The 23,911-nt window shown below is 62.9% G+C and carries 24 protein-coding genes and 1 other RNA gene; 12 read left to right on the plus strand and 13 right to left on the minus strand.

The features are described from left to right. Positions 1 to 266 precede the first annotated feature (266 nt). Together GGQ99_RS02255 and GGQ99_RS02260 are read left to right on the plus strand one after the other, a co-directional pair. Positions 267 to 809 (plus strand): glyoxalase superfamily protein, encoded by a 543-nt coding sequence (locus tag GGQ99_RS02255; RefSeq protein ID WP_183260393.1) that lies wholly within the window; start codon positions 267 to 269, stop codon positions 807 to 809. A 130-nt stretch (positions 810 to 939) separates the two neighbouring features. Then, positions 940 to 1,818 (plus strand): dienelactone hydrolase family protein, encoded by an 879-nt coding sequence (locus tag GGQ99_RS02260; RefSeq protein WP_183260395.1) that lies wholly within the window; start codon positions 940 to 942, stop codon positions 1,816 to 1,818. A gap of 45 nt (positions 1,819 to 1,863) precedes the next feature. Here GGQ99_RS02260 and GGQ99_RS02265 read toward each other — a convergent pair whose 3' ends face one another. After that, positions 1,864 to 2,061, minus strand: coding sequence for a hypothetical protein (locus GGQ99_RS02265; RefSeq protein WP_108607650.1), 198 nt, complete (start codon positions 2,059 to 2,061; stop codon positions 1,864 to 1,866). 145 nt (positions 2,062 to 2,206) lie between these two features. Then, entirely contained in the window at positions 2,207 to 2,686 is a 480-nt protein-coding gene (locus tag GGQ99_RS02270) for a thioesterase family protein (protein ID WP_246389382.1), read from the minus strand. 110 nt (positions 2,687 to 2,796) lie between these two features. Here GGQ99_RS02270 and GGQ99_RS02275 point away from each other — a divergent pair, with 110 nt between their 5' ends. The 3 genes from GGQ99_RS02275 (at position 2,797) to GGQ99_RS02285 (ending at position 8,910) form a co-directional block, all read left to right on the plus strand. Then, entirely contained in the window at positions 2,797 to 4,212 is a 1,416-nt protein-coding gene (locus tag GGQ99_RS02275) for an FAD-binding oxidoreductase (protein WP_183260397.1), read from the plus strand. 169 nt (positions 4,213 to 4,381) lie between these two features. Beyond that, positions 4,382 to 4,837 (plus strand): GNAT family N-acetyltransferase, encoded by a 456-nt coding sequence (locus GGQ99_RS02280; RefSeq protein ID WP_183260399.1) that lies wholly within the window; start codon positions 4,382 to 4,384, stop codon positions 4,835 to 4,837. A gap of 137 nt (positions 4,838 to 4,974) precedes the next feature. After that, positions 4,975 to 8,910 (plus strand): AsmA family protein, encoded by a 3,936-nt coding sequence (locus tag GGQ99_RS02285; RefSeq protein WP_183260401.1) that lies wholly within the window; start codon positions 4,975 to 4,977, stop codon positions 8,908 to 8,910. Positions 8,911 to 8,936: 26 nt separating this feature from the next. Here the strand turns inward: GGQ99_RS02285 and GGQ99_RS02290 are convergent, their stop codons facing one another. From GGQ99_RS02290 to GGQ99_RS02315, 6 genes are all read right to left on the minus strand, one after another. Beyond that, the gene (locus GGQ99_RS02290; protein ID WP_183260403.1) at positions 8,937 to 9,242 is read right to left on the minus strand and encodes a BrnA antitoxin family protein; all 306 of its coding nucleotides are present in this window, start codon (positions 9,240 to 9,242) and stop codon (positions 8,937 to 8,939) included. Beyond that, positions 9,239 to 9,487 (minus strand): BrnT family toxin, encoded by a 249-nt coding sequence (locus GGQ99_RS02295; RefSeq protein WP_183260405.1) that lies wholly within the window; start codon positions 9,485 to 9,487, stop codon positions 9,239 to 9,241. Before GGQ99_RS02295 ends, GGQ99_RS02290 begins: the two co-directional genes overlap by 4 nt. An 84-nt stretch (positions 9,488 to 9,571) precedes the next feature. Continuing rightward, entirely contained in the window at positions 9,572 to 9,808 is a 237-nt protein-coding gene (locus tag GGQ99_RS02300; protein ID WP_183260407.1) for a ribbon-helix-helix domain-containing protein, read from the minus strand. After that, a complete protein-coding gene (locus GGQ99_RS02305) occupies positions 9,805 to 10,002 on the minus strand; it encodes a DUF4169 family protein (protein ID WP_183260409.1) in 198 nt (65 codons plus the stop codon). The genes GGQ99_RS02300 and GGQ99_RS02305 overlap by 4 nt, the downstream gene beginning before the upstream one ends. A gap of 18 nt (positions 10,003 to 10,020) precedes the next feature. Beyond that, on the minus strand, positions 10,021 to 10,560 hold the full coding sequence (locus GGQ99_RS02310; RefSeq protein ID WP_183260411.1) for an SspB family protein: 540 nt from the start codon (positions 10,558 to 10,560) through the stop codon (positions 10,021 to 10,023). A 90-nt stretch (positions 10,561 to 10,650) separates the two neighbouring features. Further along, complete coding sequence (locus tag GGQ99_RS02315; RefSeq protein ID WP_183260413.1) at positions 10,651 to 11,310, minus strand: TetR/AcrR family transcriptional regulator; 660 nt, start codon at positions 11,308 to 11,310, stop codon at positions 10,651 to 10,653. A 169-nt stretch (positions 11,311 to 11,479) separates the two neighbouring features. Between GGQ99_RS02315 and GGQ99_RS02320 the strand changes: the two genes are divergently transcribed. Both GGQ99_RS02320 and GGQ99_RS02325 read left to right on the plus strand, forming a co-directional pair. Continuing rightward, positions 11,480 to 12,688 carry a multidrug effflux MFS transporter gene (locus GGQ99_RS02320; protein ID WP_183260415.1) on the plus strand — a complete coding sequence of 403 codons (1,209 nt, stop codon included), beginning with the start codon at positions 11,480 to 11,482 and terminating at the stop codon, positions 12,686 to 12,688. 195 nt (positions 12,689 to 12,883) lie between these two features. Beyond that, positions 12,884 to 14,026 (plus strand): GGDEF domain-containing protein, encoded by a 1,143-nt coding sequence (locus GGQ99_RS02325; RefSeq protein ID WP_183260418.1) that lies wholly within the window; start codon positions 12,884 to 12,886, stop codon positions 14,024 to 14,026. 6 nt (positions 14,027 to 14,032) lie between these two features. Here the strand turns inward: GGQ99_RS02325 and GGQ99_RS02330 are convergent, their stop codons facing one another. Further along, positions 14,033 to 14,587, minus strand: coding sequence for an AAA family ATPase (locus GGQ99_RS02330; protein ID WP_183260420.1), 555 nt, complete (start codon positions 14,585 to 14,587; stop codon positions 14,033 to 14,035). A 127-nt stretch (positions 14,588 to 14,714) separates the two neighbouring features. Next, positions 14,715 to 15,074: a transfer-messenger RNA gene (gene ssrA, locus GGQ99_RS02335) on the minus strand. A gap of 179 nt (positions 15,075 to 15,253) precedes the next feature. Here ssrA and GGQ99_RS02340 point away from each other — a divergent pair. Beyond that, positions 15,254 to 15,565, plus strand: a complete 312-nt coding sequence (locus tag GGQ99_RS02340) for a DUF2853 family protein (protein ID WP_108607664.1) — start codon at positions 15,254 to 15,256, stop codon at positions 15,563 to 15,565. A 324-nt stretch (positions 15,566 to 15,889) separates the two neighbouring features. After that, positions 15,890 to 16,786, plus strand: coding sequence for a thymidylate synthase (gene thyA, locus GGQ99_RS02345; protein ID WP_281379859.1), 897 nt, complete (start codon positions 15,890 to 15,892; stop codon positions 16,784 to 16,786). A 134-nt stretch (positions 16,787 to 16,920) separates the two neighbouring features. Here thyA and GGQ99_RS02350 read toward each other — a convergent pair whose 3' ends face one another. From GGQ99_RS02350 to GGQ99_RS02360, 3 genes are all read right to left on the minus strand, one after another. Continuing rightward, positions 16,921 to 17,157, minus strand: a complete 237-nt coding sequence (locus tag GGQ99_RS02350) for a DUF1344 domain-containing protein (protein ID WP_108607666.1) — start codon at positions 17,155 to 17,157, stop codon at positions 16,921 to 16,923. Between the two features lie 385 nt (positions 17,158 to 17,542). Beyond that, a complete protein-coding gene (locus GGQ99_RS02355; protein WP_183260422.1) occupies positions 17,543 to 18,391 on the minus strand; it encodes an alpha/beta fold hydrolase in 849 nt (282 codons plus the stop codon). Next, entirely contained in the window at positions 18,372 to 18,608 is a 237-nt protein-coding gene (locus GGQ99_RS02360) for a DUF1127 domain-containing protein (RefSeq protein ID WP_183260424.1), read from the minus strand. The genes GGQ99_RS02355 and GGQ99_RS02360 overlap by 20 nt, the downstream gene beginning before the upstream one ends. Before the next feature lie 824 nt (positions 18,609 to 19,432). On the opposite strand from GGQ99_RS02360, the gene GGQ99_RS02365 reads away from it, so the two are divergent. The 3 genes from GGQ99_RS02365 (at position 19,433) to GGQ99_RS02375 (ending at position 23,890) form a co-directional block, all read left to right on the plus strand. Next, positions 19,433 to 22,390, plus strand: a complete 2,958-nt coding sequence (locus GGQ99_RS02365; RefSeq protein WP_183260426.1) for a PAS-domain containing protein — start codon at positions 19,433 to 19,435, stop codon at positions 22,388 to 22,390. Between the two features lie 58 nt (positions 22,391 to 22,448). After that, positions 22,449 to 23,159 (plus strand): response regulator, encoded by a 711-nt coding sequence (locus GGQ99_RS02370; protein ID WP_108609837.1) that lies wholly within the window; start codon positions 22,449 to 22,451, stop codon positions 23,157 to 23,159. Between the two features lie 212 nt (positions 23,160 to 23,371). Continuing rightward, positions 23,372 to 23,890, plus strand: coding sequence for a dihydrofolate reductase (locus tag GGQ99_RS02375; protein WP_108607670.1), 519 nt, complete (start codon positions 23,372 to 23,374; stop codon positions 23,888 to 23,890). Positions 23,891 to 23,911: the final 21 nt, after the last annotated feature.

Raw genomic sequence — 23,911 nt, forward strand, 5'->3', positions numbered from 1 at the left:
TGCCCCGAATGTAGTGATTCGGGGCGGAAAGGCCAGCCGCGTCTCTGTTTTGTTCTGGTTTAGGCGGGGAAAGTGGCGGCCTTGACCTGAATGCTCTGGCATGGCTAGCTTGCCACACGGCTGGATGTGGCCGGCAGCCCGCGCCCCGACAAGGGGTATGGCGAACACATCGGACGCTTCCGTCACCTGATCCCAAGGGATGGTGAGAGCATCGGCAATGCGGGCACTGATGGACATGCTCACCGGAACCTGAGGATCGGAAGATCATGCGAACCTATCGTGATGCAAAGGCGATGGCGAAGGCCATGCGCGAGGCGCTTGCCCAAAAGAACCTCGATGTCAGCCACAGCGAGGCGCTCGAAATCGTCGCCCGGCAGTTCGGTGTCGACAATTGGAATATCCTGTCGAGCAAGCTGGAGAAGGTGGAAGAGCCTGCCACCGGTGCGGTGAGCTTCACCCAGCCGGTGCCGATCTTCCGCATCTTCGACGAGGATAAGGCGAGGGGCTTCTACGAGGGCTTTCTCGACTGCAAGGTCGACTGGGAGCATCGCTTCCATCCCGGCGCGCCGCTCTACTGCCAGGTGTCGCGCGGTGGCTTGAGGCTGCACCTGTCGGAGCATTCCGGCGACGCCAGCCCCGGTGCGACCGCTGTCTGCTACATGCAGGGTGTGGAAGCATTCCAGAAGGGGCTGATCGCCAAGGGCTACAAATACAACCGTCCGGGCCTGCAGCATCAGGACTGGGGGCTGGAGTGCGAGGTGATCGACCCGTTCGGCAATCGCATCCGCTTCATGGAAAGCCAGGATTGATCAGCGTCTTAGCTGCGCCCGAGGCCCGGGCACCTCCACTGCACGGCGGTGCCCATTCACGCAACCGTGACACCACCTACATTTGCATACGCTAAACTCGCCGCCTGATGTCGAAGACAGGGAGCGAGCCATGACCAGACCTGCCATCACCCAGGCGATGATCGACGCCTACGACGAATACACCCACCTGACGCTCGACCGGCGCCACTTCATGGAGACGCTGACCAAGCTCACCGGATCGGCTGCCGCGGCGGCGGTGATTGCGCCGATGCTTTCGGCCAACCAGGCGCGGGCGGCCATCGTTGCCGAGGACGACACGCGGCTCAAGGCCGAGGAGATCACCTATCCCGGCGGTGCCGGCGAGATGAAGGGCTATCTCGTCCAACCGGCGGAAAATGCGGGCAAGCTGCCGACGATCATCGTCATCCACGAAAACCGGGGCCTCAATCCGCATATCCGCGACGTGGCGCGGCACATCGCGCTCGAAGGCTTCGTCGCGCTGGCGCCCGACTATCTGTCGCCGCTCGGCGGCACGCCGCCTGACGAGGAAAAGGCGCGCGAGATGTTCGGCCAATTAGATGCTGCGCAGACGGTGGCAAACGGCGTCGCGACGGTGGCTTTCCTGAAGGGGCACGAAAGCGGGAACGGCAAGGTCGGCGCGGTCGGCTTTTGCTGGGGCGGCGGCACTGTCAATCTGCTTGCCGTCAACGCGCCGGACCTCGGCGCCGGCGTCGCCTATTATGGCGCGCAGCCCAAGGACGAGGCGGCAATCGCCAACATCAAGGCGGCACTGCTCTTGCATTATGCCGGGATGGACGAGCGCATCAACGCCGGCATCGACGCCTACAAGGCGGCGCTGACGAAGGCTGGCAAGGATTTTGAGGTTCACGTCTATGACGGCGCCCAGCACGCCTTCAACAACGACACGTCCGAGGCGCGCTACAACAAGGAGGCGGCGGACCTGGCCTGGGGCCGGACAATTGCCTTCTTCAAGGAGAAGCTGGCCTGATCTGCCTTGTGGCAGGCGTGAGCCGTTCGCGCGCGCCTGCCTGGTTCAGGCCACGCCGCGCTTGGAGCGGGCCTGGCGCAGGATGACGCGCCAGCGCAGCATCTCGATCGGGATCGGCCCGTTGTTGTTGGCGATCTCGAAGATTTCGTTGTTGATGTTGCGCAGCGAACGCCAGAAATCGTAGTCGCTGATGCGCGGGTCGCAGGCAAGCTTGCTGGCTGTCGTTTCGATGTCTGTTTGCATGCCTTGCCTCAAGCCGTCCGGTGCCCGCCGCGACTCAACTTCGCTGCGTGGGATTGTCGGGGTGAGGGTGCAGCCGATCAACGAACCGGTGGCTGTGATGCAGGTTATGAACAGGTAAGGTTAATCGCCTGTGGCCCTTCAGCCACTATACCGGCTTGCGCCTGATGCCGATCGAGCGGCCGGCGCGTTCCGGCATCGGCAATGCGGCATGGGCGGCACCCATTGCCTGAAGGTTCGCCATGATGTCCTCCGGGAAGGGCGCGACCTTCGGGCCAGTCATATCGACATGCAAAGCGAGATATTCCGACGTCGCCGCCAGCCAGCCGTCGACGTGGCGCAGCTCCTGGTAGACACGCAGTCGCTTGTCGTCATGGTCGAGCAGCTGGAAGCTCGCGGTGACGCGGTGTTCGAGATGCAGTTCCTGCACATAGCAGACGTGGACTTCCGCCGTGTAGATGGTGAGCTTTCGGTCGCGGACGTAAGCAGCCCCCATTCCGAGCAGATCGAGCGCCTCGTCGCTGCAGCGGTCGAACAGGACGTTGTAATAGGCCATGTTGAGGTGGCCATTATAGTCGATCCAGCCTTTCTCAATCTCCATGACGCGTGACACGAACGGGGCTGGCATGGCGTAATCCTTTGGTCTTCTGTTGCGCTGGACAAACCGGACAGGGTGGCAGATTACCCGAGCATAGGGTGCCGGCAAGGCGGCATGCTGTTCCAATCGCGGAGGAAAACATGGCTTTGAGCGACCTGAAGGCGATGGCGCGGAACGAGGAAGGGATCGCCACCGCTCTCGGCATCCTCAAGCAGAAATTTGGCGAGCGCTTCCAGGCCGGCCAGGCGATCCGTGAGCAGCATGGCCATACAACGACCTATCTGCCCAACCAGGCGCCCGACGGCGTGGTGTTCGCCGAAAGCACGGCAGACGTGCAGGACGTCGTGCGGGTCTGTGCGGAACATCGCGTGCCGGTCATCGCCTTCGGCACGGGCACGTCGCTGGAAGGCCATGTCAACGCGCCGGCAGGCGGCATCTCGGTCGACACCTCGCGCATGGACAAGGTCGTCTCCGTCAATGCCGACGACCTCGACTGCACGGTCGAGGCGGGGGTGACGCGCGAGGCGCTGAACACCTACTTGCGCGACACCGGGCTGTTCTTCCCGATCGATCCCGGCGCCAACGCCAGCCTCGGCGGCATGGCGGCGACCCGCGCCTCGGGTACTAATGCGGTGCGCTACGGCACGATGCGCGAGAACGTGCTTGCGCTGCGGGCCGTGATGGCCGACGGCAGCGAGGTGGTGACCTCGCATCGTGCCAGGAAAAGCTCGGCCGGCTATGATCTGACGCGGCTGCTGGTGGGGTCGGAGGGCACGCTCGGCATCATCACCGAGGTGACGCTCAAGCTGCAGGGCATCCCGCAGGCGATCTCGGGCGGGGTCTGTCCGTTCCCGAGCGTCGAGGCTGCATGCCAGGCGGTGATCGCGACCATCCAGATGGGCATTTCGGTGGCGCGGATCGAACTGGTCAACGCGCTGCAGATGCGGGCGATGAAGATCTATTCCAAGCTCGATTATCCCGAAAGCCCATGCCTGTTCCTGGAATTCCACGGCTCGGACGCCGGTGTGGCGGAGCAGGCGGAAAACTTTGGCGAGATCGCTGCCGAATATGGCGGCGGGCCGTTCCTGTGGACCACGGTTGCCGAGGAGCGGGCGAAGCTGTGGAGGGCGCGACATGACGCCTATTGGGCGTCGCAGACGCTGCGCCCCGGCGCACGCGCGCTGTCGACCGATGCCTGCGTGCCGATTTCGCGGCTGGCCGAATGCATTGCCGAGACTGAGGCCGACATCGAGCGGCTGGGGCTGATCGCGCCGATCGTCGGACATGTCGGCGACGGCAATTTCCACACGCTGGTGCTGATGGACCCGAATGACCCAACAGACATCGGCCGCGCCGAGGAGTTCGTGAAGCGGCTGGCCGAGCGGGCGATATCAATGGACGGCACCTCGACCGGCGAGCACGGCATCGGCCAGGGCAAGATGGGGCTGATGGAGCGCGAGCACGGCCACGGCGTGGCCGTGATGCGGGCGATCAAGCAGGCACTCGACCCACAGAACATCCTCAATCCCGGCAAGATGCTGCCAGCGGCGGACTAGACAAACGTTGACCTGAGGTCGCCGGCTTGCTACTGCGCCGCCGTCCAACAAGGAATTTTATGCGCAGAGACTTCAATCGTTGAAGCGTCGGCCAGCGGGCCGATGACAGCCGAGAGGCTGAACGAGCGCTTGCGCCTTTCTCTGACACGTAAATTCCAAGGATAATTCCATGAAACACGCTCACGGCGCGACGGTTCGCGCCTATTCCGACACGGCTGATCGCATGCGACTGGCCGAAATCTGGCTGGACGCTTCGCGCATCGGCCATCCGTTCCTGACGGAGGAGGATCTTCTCGCCCAACAGGCCAAGGTGCGGGACGTCTACCTGCCGCAGGCGGAAAACTGGGTGGCCGAGATAGACTGCAAGCCGGCCGGCTTCATCGGCCTGATCGACAATTTCATCGGTGGGCTGTTCGTCGACCCGGCCGCCCATGGCCATGGCCTGGGCAAGGCGCTGGTGCTGCATGCAGCAAAGCTGAAAGGCGCGCTCGAGGTCGAGGTCTATGCCGACAATTTGTCGGCCGTTGCCTTCTACCAGCGCATGGGTTTCGTCGAACTGCTGCGGCACGCCCATGACGACGAAGGCAGGCCGCTCGAGGTGATCCGCATGAGGCGGGCGGCATAGCGACCAGCCGTCGCTTTTTGCGGGAGAGGCTACGCCGCGGCGTTGACGCGCCGCGGCGTACAGCCCAACATGCCACCAAATGACCACGCTCCTGCGCTTAGACGCTTGGGACGCATGAAAAGATTTGCCCCGAGGCAATGCTCGCTCGCCTGTTCGTAATATTTGGTGGACTGTTTGTACTGGCGCTGCTTGCGGCACTGGTGGGGCCGTATTTTATCGACTGGTCCGGCTACAAGGCCGAGTTCGAGCGCGAGGCGAGCGCCATTCTCGGCCGCAAGGTGGCTGTGCAGGGCGACGTGCGCGCGCGAATCCTGCCGTTTCCGTCGGTGACGTTTTCCGATGTGACGGTGGGCGGCGGGGCCGACGGCAAAGATGCCATGACTGTCGAGACGTTCTCGATGGATGCGGAACTGGCGCCGCTGCTGCGCGGCGAGTTCCTGATCTACGACATGCGGCTGGTGCGGCCGAAGGCGACGATCGATGTGGCTGCCGACGGCACCGTCGACTGGGCGATGCGGCCTTCGGCGCCCTTCGATGCCAAGCAGATCTCCATCGAGAAGCTGACCGTCACCGAGGGGCAGGTGAGGGTGCGGCATGGAACCAGCGGGCGCGACCAGCTTCTGTCGGAAATCAACACCGAGATTTCGGCCAAGTCGCTTGCCGGCCCATGGCGGATGGACGGCTCGCTCCGCATCAACGGGATGAAGACGCAACTGTCGGCTTCGACCGGCTCGGTCGACCCGACCGGCCAGATGCGGCTACGGCTGCGGGCCACACCCGAACGCCGTGGCTTCGTGCTGGAAAGCGACGGCAATGCGAGCATGGACAAGGGGCGCGGGCTTTATGCCGGCAATTTCAGCGTCATCGAGGCCCAAGCCGAGCCGCCGGCCGCCAAGGGCGACAAACCCAAGGCGCCAGCCAAGTCTGCGGGACCCGGCTTCAGGCTGAAGGGCAAGTTCGCACTCGACCACGCCAGGCTCGGGGTCGAGGAGTTCCGCTTCGAAAGCGGGCCGCTCGACAATCCCTACACCGCCGACGGCACGGCGGAGATCGACCTTGGAACCACGCCGCATTTCTCGATTGCCGCCAATGGTGCGCAGGTGCGCTTCGACGAGGCGGTGGGCGGAGAAGCCGCTGGAGCCGGATTTTCGATCACGCAACGGCTGACGGCGCTGGAGAGCGTGCTGGTCGACCTGCCGCGGCCGACGATACCAGGTACCATCGACGTCGACCTGCCGGCTATCGTCGCCGGAGACACCACGGTGCGGGATGTCAAACTGTCGGCCGAGCCTGGCGAGGGCGGCTGGAAGCTGAATTCGGTGGCTGCGACGCTGCCCGGGCGCACGCGGCTGGAGGCCGACGGTTTCCTGAAGACCGAAGACAGCCTGGGCTTCGATGGCCAGTTGCTGCTGGCGGTCGGACAGCCCTCGGGCTTTGCCGCCTGGGTGGCGCGGGATGTCGATGAGGCGGTGCGCCGGCTGCCGGCCGCGGGGTTCAAGGCCAAGGTGGCGCTGACGCGCGAACAGCAGAAGCTCGACGACATCGAGCTGATCCTGGGCAAGGCCAAGTTCACCGGCGAGCTGGACAGCCTGCAGCCAGGCGATGCGCGGGCTTCGGTGACCATGAAGCTCGACGGCGGCGAACTCGACCTCGAAGGTCTGCGCGCCTTCGCTTCGCTGTTCGTCACCGACCAGGGCGCCAATCGCTTTGCCGACAGCGATCTCGATCTTGCAGTGAAGGCTGGACCGGTGAACCTTGCCGGCCTGAGCGCCGAAAGCCTGGATACGGCCCTGCGCCTGCGCGAGGGCGTGCTGGAGATCGACAGGCTGTCGATAGGCGAGCTGGCTGGCGCTTCGTTGAGCGCAACCGGCCGTATCAAGGATTTTCCTGCCACGCCAACCGGCAACCTCGATGCGTCCGTGGTGGCGGTGGATCTCGCACCGCTGGTCGCGCTGGCGGCCGCACAGTCGCCAGACAACAGGCTGCTGGCGGGTCTTGCCGCGCGCGCGGCGGCCTATCCGGGCCTGCTCGCCGATGCCCGCATCGATTTCGTGGCCAGTGCCGTGGAGAACGGCAACGGTTCGACCGGCGTCGCGCTGAGCGCGCAGGGCAAGGCCGGTGGCTCCGACCTGCTGGCGACCCTTTCGGCGCCGGCCTTTGAAGGGTCGTTGCAGGGCGCACAGATCGCGCTCAATTTTTCCGCCCGCAACGAGGACGCAACCAGCCTGATGGCGCTCGCCGGCCTGCCGGCGCTGCCGCTTGGCGTGATCGGGCCGGGCGAAATGGAGGTGGCAGCGAAAGGTGCTGCGCAGAACGGACTCGAGGTCATCGCAAGCCTCAAGGGCGACGACGCCTCCGCAGGTTTTACCGGGACGGTCGCGCTGCGCGACGAGGGCCCGAGCCTGAAAGGCAGGGCGACGTTGCGCGCCGCCGATGTCGAGCCGTGGCTGATGACGGTGGGCGTGGCCCTGCCGGGCATGGGCACCGGCAAGGCGGTCGATCTTGCTGCGGACGCGAGCTATGCCGGCGGGCCGTTGTTGCTCGACAGGCTGGACGGCACCGTGAACGAGGGTGCGGTGGTCGGCAATCTCAAGGCGGAGCTGGTCGGCGGCGTGCCGCATCTCGGCGGGTCGCTGACACTCGACGAACTCGACCTCGCGCCTTTTGCCGAGATGATGCTTGGCGCTAGGGCGCTGGAGAGCGGCGACGGGGCCTGGCCGGCAGCGCCATTCGAGCAGAAACCGGTCGCGCCGTTCACTGCCGACCTCGAGATCGTCGCCGGTACACTAGCCGCCGAGCCGCTGGCGACCGCCAATGACGCGGTGCTGGCCCTGAAACTCGATGGCCAGTCGCTCAGGCTGTCCAACCTCAGGGCCAAGCTGTTCGGTGGCGCCCTGGAGGGGCTGATCGAACTCAAGAACAATGACGGCACGGCCCTGCTGAGCAGCCAGCTGAAACTCGGCTCCGCGGAAGTTGGCGGGATTCCGGGCGCGGGTTCGCTGGGCGGCAAGGGTGATTTTTCGGCGACCTTTTCTGGCAGCGGCAAGTCTATCGAGGGCTTGGTCGCTTCGTTGTCGGGCTCCGGCACCGCTGTTGTCGACGGGCTGACCGTGCCCGGATTGAACCCGGATGCGTTCGCTCCGCTGATCGCCAAGGCCGACGCGCTGGGCCGCGACATCAACGGCGCGCGTGTCGCCGAGTTCGCTCCCGGGATCGCTGGCGCCGGCAGCTTTGCCGCGGAAAAGGCAGACGTCGCCTTCACCATCGCTGGCGGCATCCTGCGCGCGCCACCGCTGACGCTGAAGAACCCGTCGGCGACACTTGCCGCAGACCTGCGTGCCGATCTCAACGACGGCGTCGTTGCGGCGAATGGCAACATCACCTACGCGCCGGGCAAGGAGGCCCTGGTGGGCTCGGAACCGGTGCTTGGCTTCCGCATCGAAGGCGAGCCGGGGGCGACCGCGCTGTTGTTCGACAGCGAGCCGATGGCGCAATTCCTGACCCAGCGTGCGCTGGAAAAGGAACAGGCGCGCGTCGAGGCGATGCAGGCGGTGTTGCTGGAAAAGCAACGGCTGCGGCGCGAGGTGCGCTATTTCGCCGGTCTCCAGGCCGAGCGCGAACGTATTGCGGAAGAAGCGCGGCTGGCCGAGGAAGCCCGCATTCGCGCCGAGCAAGAAGCGAAGGCCAGAGCCGAGGAAGCCCGGCTCAAGGCCGAAGAGGAAGTCCGCGCGGCGGAGGCCGCCGCCAAGGCGCAGGCCGAAGCCGTCAGGCAAAAGGCGCTCGAGGATGCCGGCAAGGCTCGTCGGGCGGCGGAAGAAAAGGCGCGGCTGGCGGCCGAGCAGAAGGCAAAACTAGAAGCTGAGGAAAAAGCCAGGCGCGAGGCCGAAGCGGCCAAGCCTGCGCCGGTTTCGGAAATCGAACGGGCGCCGCTGCCCGATGCCCGGCCAATGGCAATGCCGGATCTGGCGATCCCGGCAGAGCCTGCGCCCCCGCCGCCCGCCGAAGCACCCGTCAAGAAGAAGCTCGAACCGCTCAGTCTCGACGACTTCTTCAAGTCGCTGCAGAGCCAATAGGCAGGCGGGCAGCCCCAAGGGCGGTTTCAGCCGACCTTGGCCTTTTTCAGGACGTCGTTGATACGGCTTTGCCAGCCTTTGCCGGTGGCCTTGAACTTGGCGATGACATCGGGATCGAGCCGGATCGAGACGACCTGCTTGGGCGCCTCGACCGAGGGGCGGCCGCGCGCGCGGCGGATGCTTTCCGCCAATTCAGGAAACACCTCGGCGAACGGTTTTGCGGTCTTCAGTTCTTCCTCGGTCCATTCCGGATTATCGGAAACCTCGTCCCAATCCTCCTTGGTGTAGCCGCGTCCGGGCTCGAATTCTTTTCTTGTCGGTTTTCCGGTCATTTGAGCAGCCTCTGTTCCTGTGGGCTGGCGGGACGCATCGATATCACCGACACGCCTTCGCTACCTAGCCTTGCGAAAATCACGGCAATGGAACCATCGGCAAACCGGCCGATCGCCTTGAAACGATTGAATTTCGTCGGATGTACGATGGCGCTCATGAAAAAGTCCTCATCAAGCAGGGCGAAGTCGAAGCCATGCTTTTCGAGATTGGCCAGACGCTTTGGTTCGTCCCAGACGATCTTCATTAAATGTATTACGTTTAATGGGCGAGGTCAAGAACTAAGCGTATTACGAAAATTGTAACTGGCAAAGGGCCGCAACAACTGCAGCTAGTGACCGGACCGCTGGGCCGCGCCAAGCTTCGCCTGTTCCAGGACGAACAGCCTGAGTGCGGAGGACAGGTTTGCCTCGCGCGGGCGCTGGGCGTCGACTTCGGCAACGAGGGCGGCAAGGGGCATGCCGCGCGTGGCCGAGATGGCGACAAGGTCGTCGTAGAAGGGTTTTTCCAGCGAATAGCTGGTGCGGTGACCGCGAATCGTCACCGAGCGTTTTTCGACAAGGCTCACTGGCCGGATTTTTCCGGGTCGCTGTCGCGGCGATGGCCGTCGACGAATTTCTCGGCGCGATCGGCGGTCAGCCGGTCCCGTGCCTTTTCCGCCTTGGTGCGGCCGTGCAACGCGCGGTTCTGGTCGGCGACGGTCTCGCGCTCGGTCCGCGCCTTGTGCTTCCTGAACTGGCGGAGATTGACGACGTCGGCCATGGACGACCTCGTCCTGTTTTACTTCTTGCGGAAAGCGTCGAGCGAGACGACGTCGGCGCCCTTGCCGTGGGCCGGCTCTTCCGGTGGTTCCTTCTCGGCCGCTCCGGCCTTTTTCTTCGGCGCAGCCTTGCGCTCGGCTGGCTTTACCACCGCGATCGGCTCCGGCTTGGCCGCATCTTCTTCAGGCGCGGCCGCGGGCTCGGCCTTGACCTCGAACTCGAGCTCGAAATTGACCGAGGGATCGTAGAAGCCGCGCACGGCGGAGAAGGGGATCTCGAGCTTTTCAGGCACATCCGAGAAGGACAGACCAACTTCGAAGCCGGTATCGGTGACCTTCAGGTCCCAATACTGGAACTGGATGACGATGGTCATCTGCTCGGGATAACGCTCGTGCAGACGGCTGGAGATGCGCACGCCCGGCGCGCCGGTCATGAAGGTGATGAAGAAATGGTGGTTGCCCGGCAGGCCTGTGCGCGCGACTTCCGCCAGGACCTTGCGCATGACGCCGCGCAGTGCCTCCTGGGCGAGAATGTCGTAGCGGATCTGGTCTTCGGCCATATGTCGATGCGGGTCCGATTGAATCGTTCCCTTACCTGTAATCAAGCTTGAGCCCGGCGTAAACCGGATATAGCGCGGTATTGAAGATGATCAGATTGCAGCCGGGCGAGGCTTGCCATATGCGCGCAGAAAGCAGCGCACGGCATTGGTTGCAGCCGTCCTGAGCTGCTCCTCCGAGAGGTTGTCGCCGAAGATCATCGCCATCTGCAGATCGGCATTGACGAGGGCCAGGAACTGGCGGGCGGCGACGTCGGGATCGTCGATTTCGAGCCACCCGGCATGTGCCAGGCGGGCAAAACGCGCGGCAAGGGCGGCCCAGGTCTTTGCCGGACCATCCTCGCGCCAACCGGCGAAAAGTGCTGGGTAACGCTCGCCCTCCGTATGCAGGAGCTTGCGCAGGAACTTGCCGTCGCGATTGCAGATGCAATTCTGGTTGAGCCGTACCGCGAAGGCCACGAGGTCAGCTTCGAGATCGACCGGCTTGTCGGGGAAGGTGGCCAGTGTGTCGAAAACGCCGACATTGATCCGGTCAGTGATTTCTCGGACTACTGCGACCAGCAAATTCTCCTTATCACCGTGATGGTTGTAGACCGTCTGGCGCGAGACGCCGGCCTCGGCCGCGATGAGGTCGATATTGGCGCCGGCAAAGCCCTCGCGGCAAAAGACGCAAGCGGCTGCATCGATGATGGAGAGGCGCTTGGCGCTGTGGCTGCGGGCGACCGCAATGTCAGGAGCGTTGGCAGGTGTCATGGAATTTTTATATACAGGTGATTGACGATTTGGACAAGTGTGTCTAAAAATATGTACTCGCTTCGAGATGACCGGTTCGGGAAGAGTCGGAATTTCGGATTGCGGAACGTCCTTGGATTACACGTCGCCGTCTTCTCGCGGCGGAAACCAGATCCGAAAGAATCACGCCATGACACCCCAATTCCTCCGCGTAGCGGTCGTGCTCGGCCTTTTGTCGGCCATCGGTCCGTTTGCAATCGACATGTACCTACCGGCGCTGCCGACGATCGGCGCCGACCTCAATGCCGGCACTGCCGCTGTGCAGATGAGCTTGCTCGTGTTCTTCCTCGCCATGGGCCTGGCCCAGATCGTTGTCGGGCCGATCTCCGACATGATCGGCCGCAAGGCGCCGCTCTATATCGGGCTGGTGCTGTTTGCCATCGGCGGTGTGGGGGCTGCACTCGCGCCCAATATCGAGTGGCTGATCGCCTTCCGCGTGGTCCAGGGCCTCGGCGCCTCGGCCGGCATGGTGGTGCCGCGCGCCATCGTACGTGACCTGCACACCGGCACTGAGGCGGCACGGCTGATGTCGCTGCTGATGCTGGTCTTTTCCGTGTCGCCGATTCTGGCGCCGCTGACCGGTTCGTTGGTGATCGAGGGCTTTGGCTGGCGCGCCGTTTTCTGGGTCGTCACCGGTGCGGCGGTACTGGCCATCGTGCTCTTGTCGACCTCGCTCAAGGAAACGCGCCCTGCCGCGCATCGTGCCGAAAGCTCGGTGCGCAGCGCGCTGAGCGGCTATCGCTTCCTGCTCGGCGACCGCAACTTCCTTGGTCTGACGTTCATCGGTGGCTTCGGCATTGCCAGCTTCTTCGTCTATCTCGCCAACTCGTCGTTCATCCTGATCGACCATTACGGCCTGTCGCCATCGGTCTACAGCGTGTTCTTCTCGATCAATGCGGTGGCCTTCATAGGCATGTCGCAACTGACGGGCTACCTGACCGAACGATTCGGGTTGCGGCGCGTGGTGCGGGTCGCGGTGGTCGGTTATGCGACGATGATGGTGGTGCTGCTTGCCGTATTCGCCTCGGGCGTCGACCGGCTTGATGTCCTGGCTGCCCTGCTGTTCGTCGGCTACGGCTTCCTTGGCCTGGTCATCCCGACGACCTCGGTGCTGGCGATGGAAGAGCATGGCGAAATTGCCGGGACTGCGTCCGCCCTGATGGGGACGTTGCATTTTGCCACCGGCGCGGTCGCCATGGCGGTGGCGGGCCTGTTCTTCGACGGCACGCCCCTGCCAATGGTGGTGGGTATCACCATGTCGGCGGTCATCGCCTTCGCGCTCGCCCAACTGACGCTCGGCCGCAGCCGCGACGTGGCGGTGGAAGCGCCGGCCGAATGAATTAGGTGGGGCCGGCGATTGTCGTCCGGCCCCATAGTTGTCAGTGCCGATGGCCTTACGATGACTTCGGGAGCGAGCCGAAATGTCGCGGCCATCTTCGTGCAGCCTTGATATCGTCTTATTTACCTATGAGCCGGTAAGTCACCGCCAAGACCACCGGAAGTAGAGCGACGACGCCCGAGGCCATCGAAAATCTTGAAATTCATTCCCTCCGCTTTGCTGCTGTTGTTCGCAGCAACGTTCTTGTGCGTGTGGTTGCTTGAGCGCCGCCGGCGGCATCTGCTGTTTTTCTCGCTTGCATTTGCGGCTGTCGGCAGCGCCACCATCGTGCAGTTCGCCTTGTGGCCCCCTGATATCGGCTACAACACGATCGTTTCCGCCATGCTCTATGCCGCAGGGCCGCTGCTGTTGGTCGAAGGTGTGCTCGCGCGCTCACGCAGGTCGATGCCACTGGGACTGCACGCGGCCTGGTTCGCGGCCATTGTCGGCCTGCTGTGCTATTTCTACTACGTCGACAACAACCTCCAGGTCCGCGTCTATGTGCTCAATATCGGCATGGGCTGTATCATCTTGAGCGGTGCGTGGAAGCTGCGGGACCTTGTGCGCGGCAACGTCATCGACCGCGCCATGGTCTGGCTCCTGCTTGGTCTTGGCCTGACCTTCTTCGTGCGCGTGCTGCTCGACGGCAGTTCGGTTCCGCCCGACGACGTCGACGCATTCTTCGAATCCGCATTCTGGATCTGGGCGCAGTTCAGTATGTCCCTGCTTGGCGCTACCCTGGGACTTGGGCTGCTGGTCGTCGCCTGTGCCGACATCGTTCTGGGGCTGAAGGCAGAGCGCGACACCGATCCGCTTACCGGATTGCTGAACCGCCGCGGCCTGCAGGGACGGGAGGCGCGCCTGCTGTCTGTCGCCCGGGGCAAGCCGCTTGGCATCGTTGCCTGCGACATCGATTGCTTCAAGACGATCAACGATCGATTCGGCCATGCCGCTGGCGACGTGGTGCTGGCGACATTCGCCGGGATCATGAGGAAGAAACTGCGGGCCGGCGACATAGCTGCGCGGACGGGCGGCGAAGAATTCATCATGGTGCTGAATTGTCCCCTGGACCAGGCATACAGCCTGACCGAGAAGTTGCGCCGCGAGATCGCAAGCGCCCATTTTGCCGGGCTGCCTACGGATTTTGCCGTGACCTGCAGCTTCGGCATCGCCGAGTTTCATCCCGGCGAAGGGCTATGGGATGCGATCGGCCGCGCCGACAAGATCCTCTATGCCGCCAAGCGCGCCGGCCGCAACCGGACATTCGCGGAGGGGTTGCAATTGCCGAGCGCGGCGTAAGCCGGTTCAGGGTAGGCGCGAGCGTTCCCGGACGAAGGCCAGCCGTTCCTCAACCGGTGCCCTCGGCACCTCGACGAGATCATAGCCGCAAGCCGTATAGCTTGCGACCATCGCGGCATGGGTGCGCCGGGCCTCGTCCTCATCCTGCTTGCGCTCGCTGTCCTGGGTGAATATTTCGGGCCAGTGCGGCAGGATGAAAACGCGGCTGTTGTAGCGGAACTTCTGTGCCGCGCTCTCGAAGTGTGGCGGCACCGGCAGGCCGACGAGGCTGGCATAGCCAATGACGTCAGGCACGCCGCGGTCGAACCAGATCGGCCCGGATGCGGCCATGGCGATGGCGTGCGAACGCATTTCCCATGACAACATGAGTTCGGCAAAGAGCGAGGTATCGTGCCAGGGAAGGGCGGTTCCGCCGATCGCGGCCTGATCCCTGATGATGCCGCGGCCCGCCTCGACCGATGTGGCATGGCCGGCCTCGGCGAGTGCTGAAATCAGCGTGGTCTTGCCTGAGCCCGGGCCGCCGGTGAGCACGAAGAAACGATCGGAATTTGGGGTTGTCATTGAAAGGTCTCCGGACAAGCGGGACCGGCCATGCACAGGCAGGCTGACATTGCGGGATCAACCACGCAACGCCGAAATCAGCCAAGGCCGGCAGCTCATGTTTGGGGAAAGCAGATTTGGGGAGATAAGTGGAGGTTTCTGTTGCCAGGTACCTCCGAACCCCGCCTAGAAGTGCGAACCTCTAGGGCTTAATTTGAAGCTATCGCACAGCTTACGCTGCGAGACGTGCTTCCGCATAGTTGTCGTTTGCAACTACAAGTTTAGCCCGATAACGGTGGTACAATGCCGAGCAAAAGTCCGATCTTTACACCCTCGTCGATCCTATTTCGCCCCCAGCAAAAGCCGTCGCTCACTGCGCGGCGGCTTTTGGTGGAGGCGCCGGGTACCGCCCCCGGGTCCGAATGGCTTATTACATCGGCAGTTTATCGCCATAGTCAGTCAAGCTGACGGATCGAATATAGGGAGGCTCGGCGAAAAAGGAAAGGTCGAACGGCAAGTCGAGCGGGCCATATGCAACAGTTTTATCAGACCACGCGAAGACGCAGGGTTGACTCGCGCGTTGCGCGAACCGAAGCTTCCGGCGCTGGGGGGCCTGCGTTGCGTTTACCGGTCAAGGCCGGCCTTTCCCACGGCAAATGAGCCAATTCGTCGATGAGGGGAATCCAAATGGCCGACTATCTTGCAGACGTGAAGAAATACGATGCCGGCGCCAAGGAAGAGGTGGTGAGCAAGATCGTCAAGCACCTGGGCATCGCGCTCCGGAACCGCGATTCCTCGCTGGTCTCGTGCACCGATCCCAAGGAACTCGACAGGGTCAAGGCCGGCTGGATCGCCAAGAAGCTCGGCGTCGAGGACGCCAAGAAGGCTGACGGCGCGATCGAGAAGGTCTGCAAGGCGATGTCGGCCGACAACACCAAGAATCGCGTCACCTTCTACTATCTGGTCGCCAAGGAACTCGGAAAGCTCGGCGCGCTCTAAGCCGCGCTGCTTCCAGTTCGGTTATTTCCTGCGCCGGGCCTCGCAGTCCGGCGTCGGTTGTTTGACGCGTGCCGGCGACAGCATCCTTGCGCAGGAGGGGCTGCGCCCCAAATCGAGTGTTCGTTGCCTCAGGCCGGGCAGGTCCGCTATGATCGGACATTCTCCGAATCGAGCCGACCGATGCGCCCTAGTCCAGACTTTCCCGAACATAGCGCCGCGGACGGTTGTCAGTAGTTCTGCCCACAAGGCTTGTGGCTTTTCGCCGAATGCCTTAGCCGCTTCTAGCCCGAGCACGCGGGCCTAACTCCGCCCAAAGGAGCGAACTTGCGCCACCCGGAATTCCAGTATCTCGACCTGATGTTCCACATCCTCGAAAAGGGGGACAAGCGGATCGACCGCACGGGCGTCGGCACCCTGTCGACGTTCGGCGCGATGCTGCGCTTTGACCTGTCGGATGGGACGGTGCCGATCCTCACCACCAAGAAGGTCTACTGGAAGCTGGCGGTGAAGGAGATGCTCTGGTTCCTCACCGGGGAAACCAACATCCGGCCGCTGCTGCAGGAGAAAGTTCGCATCTGGACGGACTGGCCGCTGGCCAAATACCGCAAGGAGACAGGTGAGGACGTCTCCCAGCAGGAGTTCGAACGGCGGATCGTCGATGACGAGGCGTTCGCCCTGCAATGGGGCGATCTCGGCCCGGTCTACGGCAAGCAGTGGCGCCGCTGGCAAGACGCCAACGGGGTCGAGCATGACCAGATCGCCAGTGTCATCGAGACACTGAAGACGAACCCGTCGAGCCGGCGAATGCTCTTCCACGGATGGAACGTGCCCGAGATCGGGCAGATGGCACTGCCGCCCTGCCACATGGTCTACCAGTTCCACGTCACCAGTGCCGGGCGGCTGAACATGCTGATTTTCCAGAGGTCCTGCGACCTGCTGCTCGGCGCCCCGTTCAATTGCATCGGCGGAGCGGCGCTCCAGGCGATGGTCGCCCAACAGGTGGGGTTGGAACTCGGAGACCTGGTCTGGATGGGCGGCGACATTCACCTCTACCTCAACCACTTCGAGCAGGCGCGAGAGCAAATGTCCAGGGAGCCGCGGCCGTTCCCGACCCTGCGGTTGCTGCGGAAGCCGGATAGCATCGATGGCTACAGGATCGAAGACTTCGAGGTGAGCGGTTACGATCCATACCCTCCGATCGCCGCGGACGTGGCCGTCTGACGGCAACCCCAAGGCTGGGCATGCGCGCCCGGCGACACGTCGCCTGAACAAAGAAGCCATGGATCGCGTGAGCGTCCATGGCTTTGGTGGCGGCTTTGTCCGGCCGCCTGCGGCAGTCTGTTCCGAGATCCGAACTAGCGCAGGACGGTGGTGACCTTGTCGCCTTCGTCGTTGAGCTGGATCGAGACCTGTTCGCCGACCTGGACGGGCGGAAGGGCAACGTCGCGCGGGATGGTGAAGCTCTTGCCGCTCTCGAGGGTGATGACGCGAGCGGACGAATTGAACTTGGCGATCATGCCATTCTGCGAGGAGGCGAGTGCGGCGCCGGACATCATGGCGAGTGAGGCGGCGGCGAGAACCAGAGTCTTCATCGAGTATTCCTTTCTTGGGAGTGTCGCCAATATCGGCGACGTCCCAGTTCTAGCGGTCGCCTGTTGCGGGGCGTTTTCTGCCGCCGGAGAGAAGTGTTTCGTTTGTTTCAGATCTGCGACGACTGCCGAAATATGGAGGGATCGGCCGTCACAGCGACCGCCTTTGGCATCGGCCACGCAAGAGGTTCGCCTGGCCATGCCTGGAACGGCACGCAGCAAGCGACTGATAAACAGCAGGGAATTGGGGCGCCCGCGCTGGCTTCGGCGGGCGGGGGCGAGAAGGGGGGAATTGGGCCGCCGATTCCTGAGGCAGCTTGTGGCGAAAAGCAAATCCCCACCTGCTAGGCAACAGGCGGGGATTGAACGTGTCAAAAGGCGGGAAAAGTCAGATCGCCGGCAAGCTGGTCGCCGGGCTGCGTGGGCTGGCTCTGTGCCAAGGTCGCCGTTTGGCTCTTGAACGATCCACTGCCTTCAAATGCGCGGCAATCATCGGGTCGACGATGTGGGGATCGGTCAGCGGTGCCATATGTCCTGCATCCGCAATCATGGCAAGGCGCGCACCGGGGATCATTTCGGCGACAATCTCGGTGGTGCGCAGGCTGACGCTTGGGCTTTCGAGCGCCATGGCCACAAGCGTCGGGCATCGAATTTGGGCACAGCCGCCGGCCGGCCAGGAGGGGACAAGAGAAGCGGTAAGATCCGCACCAGCCCGGGGCAGGTGGGAGGCAAGCGTCTGCCGCAGCCCAGGGCTGGTTCTCTGCCAGGCGCCGCGGCCATACCAGAAGTCGACATAGGCGCTCATGCCGCCTGCCGGGTCATGCGCTGGGAGCGCCGCCTTCATCCTGTCGGCCAGCCCGACAAGCTCGGCGAACAATGCCCGATCGGATGGTGCTCCGTCGCGCAGCAGATGAAAAGCCGTCGGCTCGATGAGCGTCAGGCTGCGCACCAGTTCAGGCCGCGCCATGGCGATCTCGAGCGCGAGTGCGGCGCCCTGCAGATGGCCGACGAGGTGCATCGGCTCGTCGATGATCGCCTCGATTGCGGCCTTTGCGGAATCGGAACTGGCGTATCTGGAAAGATCTGGCGCGACCACGCGATAGCTGCCTCTGAGATAGTCCGACAGGCCCTGCCATTGCTGGCCGCTGCTGGCTGAGCCATGCAACGCAAGCACTGGCAGTCGAGACTCCACCTCGGTGAAGTCTCGACTGCTCAACTCAGCCCATGTCGTGTTCATGGCCACGCTTTCGATCGGAAGAACCGTAGGCAAGCGAGTCGATTTCGCAGCGCGGAACGCCAATGTCCTTGAGCAGGTAGTCGTCCAGCTCGGACAGGTTCCGAACGGCGCGGTAGTGTGCCCGCCGGGCGAGATAGGCCTCGATGGTAAGGCGAATTCTTGTCCCCTGGGAGAGGACGAAAGCAACAGCGGGGGACCGAATGGCAAGGGCAGACATTTGGGAGGACTCCGTCAATTGGCGACGCCAAGGACCGGCGACACTTCAGGTTTAGTTCATTTTCATTTCAGCTCGTTTTCAGGGAGGCGATGGAAGTGTTTCGTTTGTTTCAATCTGGCCGCTTCCAGGCGCACCACGGCTGTCCCGCTCAGTCGACAGGCGGATGCAACGCTGGGCATGGAATGAGCCGATTGGCGCCTCGGGGTGCCATGACGTCAGGCGACAGACCGGGTGCTCCATGGATGGTGGAGCGCATCGGTGCGCTCTTGAACATGTAACGCAACCGACCCGGCACGAACGGAGCCCCGAGCGAGGCCATTGCCGAGGAGGCTGGCTCCGTGCCTTTCGAGCGTGGTGCTTGTTGGGGCTGATGCGATGCGATCCCCTGGAAGCTGGGAAACTGCATGATCGATGCGAGGTCGGTGGCATCGGCTGCGCCGCATGCCGGCAGAACGACAGACAACGCCAGTAGGGTCCGTCTCATCTCAATTCTCCTCTTGGGATGATGTTCGATTGACTTCGTTCGAGCCCTGGGGCCGACGGCATCAACAGCCTGCCGGTTTTTTGGTAGGCTGTTGGGGTCCGCTGCGCAGACCATTTCCAGCGAAGTCGATGCAATTGAGCGTAGCGCGCGCGTGTTTCAGTTCGTTCTCGGCGTCGGGAGAAAAAAGTTTCGTTTGTTCGTTCAGACGACCCGGAGCCCGGAAAGACTGAAACAAAACGGTTTGGTTCGACCTCAAGCCGAAACAAAGCGCGACTATTCAGCGATCGGCGATCACGCCGCCGTGAAGACGATGCCGGGCTTTCCGTCGAGGAGACGACCTATGCAAGCTGACTGCCGAGTTTCGGATGCGCGAACTGGCTACGCGCTGTTCGACATCGACGACGTGCTCGAGGACGCCAATGCCGCGATCTACGGCGACAGCAGCGCCAGCATTGCCGGCGATGACGGGCCGGCCGATGTCGGCAGCGTCGTCGGCAAGGTTCTCCGAAACTTGAAGAGCTTCGACGGCATCGAGGTTGAGCCGACGGACGATTTCGCGCGACACGCCGCAACACGCTGGCGCCAGGACAATGTGCCCCCGTTCGAAGCGCAGACGGTCGATGGCGGCTGGAGGCTCCTGACCAGCCACCCCAGGCCCAATGGCGGTGTCGCGCTGATCAGCACCGACATCACCGAGATGAAGCGTGTCCAGATCGCGCATCTCGACAGCGCCGAAATCTTCCGCTGCATCACCGACAGCCATCCGCTTCCGGTCTGGGTCGTCGACGAAGAAAGCAAGCAGATCGTCTACGAGAGCCTCGACGGTTCGCGCCTCCTGGGCCGCAAGTGGCGGCCGAACGAGCCGCAGTTCATCATCGACCATTTCGTCGACCCCGATGATTTCGAGAAGATCAGGGAACGGGTCGGCCACGACGACATCCTGCGCGACCATGAAATCGAGCTCAGGCGACCGAATGGGTCCAACGTCTGGTGTTCGACGAATTGCCGCCGGAGCCACTATCGCGGCCGGCCGTCGCTCGTCATCGGCGTGCTCGACATCACCGAACGCAAGAAGGCAGAGGCAATTGAGCGTGAAGCAACCGCACTGATGCAAATGGTGCTCGACGCCTGCCCGGTCCCTACGCGGATGTCGACGATCGAGGGAGAAACACTCTACCGCAACCCGGCCAGCAGGGAGCTCTATGGCGACCGCGCGCATATCGGGAGCTATTACGTCAATCCCGATGATCGCAAGACGCTGGTCGGCGTCCTTATGGACAAGGGCTGCATCGATGATTTCCGGGTGCGGCAGTACGATGCCAACGACAACATCTTCTGGGGTTCGATCTCGGCGCGGCTGATCGATTTTCAGGGGCGGCCGGTGATCGTTTCCAATGCGACCAACATCACCGACATCATCGACGCCCAGAACCAGACCCGACAGGCAAGCGAGCGGTTGATCGACGCCATCGAGTCCCTGGCCGAAGGTTTTGCGCTTTACGACAAGGACGACCGCCTGGTCCTGGCCAACAGCCAGTACCGCAAGATGCATGCCCTCAGTGCGGACGTGCTGGTTCCCGGTGTCAATTGGTTCGACTTCCTGCGCGTGACCGCCCAGCGCAACCAGTTCCCGGTTTCACAGGACAGGATCGACGACTGGCTGGACGAACGGGCCAAGGACAGGCGGGAGTTCCGGCAGCAGGAATTCCAGCATACCGATGGAGGCTGGTTCTTCGTTTCAAACTGTCCGACCCGCGAGGGCGGGTTCGTGGTCACTCGTGTCGACATCACGGAACGCAAGCGCGCCGAACTGGCTGCGAAGGAGGCCGACGAACTGGTCCGCAAGGTCCTGGAGGCCTGCCCGGCCAGCATCCAGATGACGAGGGCGGAGGATGGAAAACTGCTCTACCGGAGCCCGGCTTCGGATGAACTGCTCGGCGGCGTCGACAACGCCTTCGACAGCTACGTCCATCCTGCGCATCGGAAGCAGTTTGTCGAACGCCTGTTGCTGATGGGCGAAGTCGACGATTTCGAAACGCAACTGAAGCGCAAGAATGGAGAAGCATGCTGGTGTTCGCTCTCGGCAAGGCTGATCGACTTCCACGGCGACAAGGTCATTGTTTCCCACACCTATGACCTCTCCGACCGCATCGAGATGCAGCAGCAACTGGAGCGCCAGCGCGAAACGCTGCACCAGAACGAGAAGCTTTCCGCACTCGGCGGCCTGCTGGCAGGCGTCGCGCACGAGTTGAACAATCCGCTTTCGGTGGTGCTCGGCATGTCATTGACGCTGAAGGAGACGGCGTCCGACCCCAAGACCGTCGAACGGGCCGACAAGATCAGCAGGGCCGCGGAGCGCTGCGCGCGCATCGTCAGGACCTTCCTGGCGATGGCAAGGCAGCAACCGACAAGGACCTCGAATGTCGCAATCGACGACATTGTAACGGCAGCGGTCGAGGTCGTTGGCTATTCGATCAAGTCGTCCGACATATCGCTTTCGGTTCAGCGTGCACCTGATCTGCCCGCGATATGGGCCGATCCTGACCAGCTGACCCAGGTTCTGATCAACCTACTGGTCAACGCCGAACACGCGGTGCATGGCTGGGACGGCCCAAGAGACATCGTGATATCGACGGAACTGCAGCCGGAGAGCGGCAACATTCTCGTCAAGGTGGCGGACACCGGTCCGGGTATCCCGAACGAGATCCTGCCGCGCATCTTCGAGCCCTTCTTCACGACCAAGGAGGTCGGGGCCGGCACCGGGATCGGCCTGTCTTTCTGCTATCGCATCATTCAATCCCACGAGGGGACTATCCAGGTCGAGACGAAGGAGGGTGGAGGATCGACCTTCGTGGTCTCGCTGCCCGCTTCCGACCGGCTTGCCGAGCGGTCCGAGACCGAGGCCATTGAACTGCCGAAGTCGACGGGACGCGTCTGCCTGGTGGTGGATGATGAAAAGGACGTCGGCGATCTTATCGCCGAGATCCTCACCCAGGACGGCTTCACGGTGATCGTTGCCGGGTCCGGCGAGGAGGCGTTGAAACAGCTGAAATCGCGAACATTCGATGTTATTCTGAGCGATCTGAAAATGCCTGAAATGGATGGCCGCAGATTCTACAATCATGTCTGCGATTTGCATCCGGCGGAGGCTGACAGACTGGCCTTTCTAACCGGAGACACGATCAGTCCGGACGCACAGGTGTTTTTGCGCGCGACGAAGCGGCCTTACCTGGAGAAGCCGGTCAAGCCGTTCGAACTGCGGACCTTCGTCTCCAGGCTGGTCAACCGCGATGCTTGAAAGGCTGTATTTGCCTGCCACCGCGAACAGGGTTAATTTCAGCAAAGGTGAGGAAGCGTTGACCGCTAACCCGCATATCGTTGTCTGCGACGACGAGCCGGATCTACGCGACACTGTCGCGGAGTATCTGGAACGTAATGGCTACGCCGTCACGACAGCCGATGCCGGCCCGGCCCTGCGCGAGATCGTCGACACCCAGCCCGTCGATGTTGTCATTCTCGATATCCGGATGCCGGGCGAGGATGGCCTGTCACTGGCTCGCTACATGCGGGAGCATTCGAAGGTCGCCATCATCATGCTGACCGGCTCCGCCGAGATCATCGACCGGGTGGTCGGCCTGGAGATCGGCGCCGACGACTACATCGCCAAGCCCGTCGACCTCAGGGAGTTGCTTGCCCGGGTCAAGGCTGTGCTGCGCCGCACGTCCGGGCATGACCAAGTCATTGGACAAGGCGATCATCTCGGCCCGCATGTCGTCAGGTTCGGCAATTGCCGGCTCGACCTGGAAACGCACAAACTTTTCGATCCCGACGGTCTCGACATTGCCATCACGCCGATGGAGTTCCGGCTGCTCAAAGTGTTTGCCGACAATCGCGGCAAGACGCTCAATCGCGACCAGTTGCTGGAGCTTGCCCACGATCGCGGCTGGGATCCCTTCGACCGCAGCATCGACATCCGGATTTCCCGGTTGCGAAAGAAGATCGAGAACGATCCCTCAAAGCCGGAAGTGATCAAGACGATACGCGGCGTGGGATACCTCTACTCGTAGTAGCATCGGCCGTCTACGCACGCTGACGGCCTGGTATTTGCACAATCAAGGTGCGGACAACCTTGGCTGAATCTGGACTACGGCCGGAGGGCGACATACAGTTTGCCCGTCATGGCGAACCGCCTTCCATATTGAGGCGGAGCGGCGAAAATCGCCCTGACGCGGGTTCGAACGTGCCATGGCTGAGGCCGCAGGCAAGGGAGCGGCGGCTGATGGACGTAGCGATTTTTGTGGCGATTGCCGAAAACGGGGTGATCGGGCGCGACAACGGCCTGCCGTGGAAGCTGTCGAGCGACCTTAAGCGCTTCAAGGCCGACACGATGGGCAAGCCGATCATCATGGGCCGGAAGACCTATGAGAGCATCGGCAAGCCTCTGCCGGGCCGGCTTAACATCGTCGTAAGCCGCGATCCGGCCTACCGGGTCGACGGTGCCGAAACGGTACAATCGGTCGAAGACGCCATTACGCTCGCCACGGCCAAGGGCCGTTGCACGCCAGGCGTCAGCGAAATCTGCGTGATCGGCGGTGGCGAGATCTATCGCCAGGCGCTGCCACTGGCCGACCGGCTGCATGTCACGCATGTTCTGGCGAGCCCTGACGGCGACACGCGCTTCCCGACGATCGATCCGGCCCTCTGGTTGGCTGTTCGCTCCGAAGACTTGCCCGCCGGCGAAAAAGACAGCCATGCGACACGCTATACAGTTTACGAGAGGCGTCGCGGGGTGCATTGAGACGGTGGTTTCATACATATG

Origin of the sequence: Aminobacter niigataensis (assembly GCF_014200015.1) — a bacterium.
Classification (GTDB): Bacteria; Pseudomonadota; Alphaproteobacteria; order Rhizobiales; family Rhizobiaceae; genus Aminobacter; species Aminobacter niigataensis.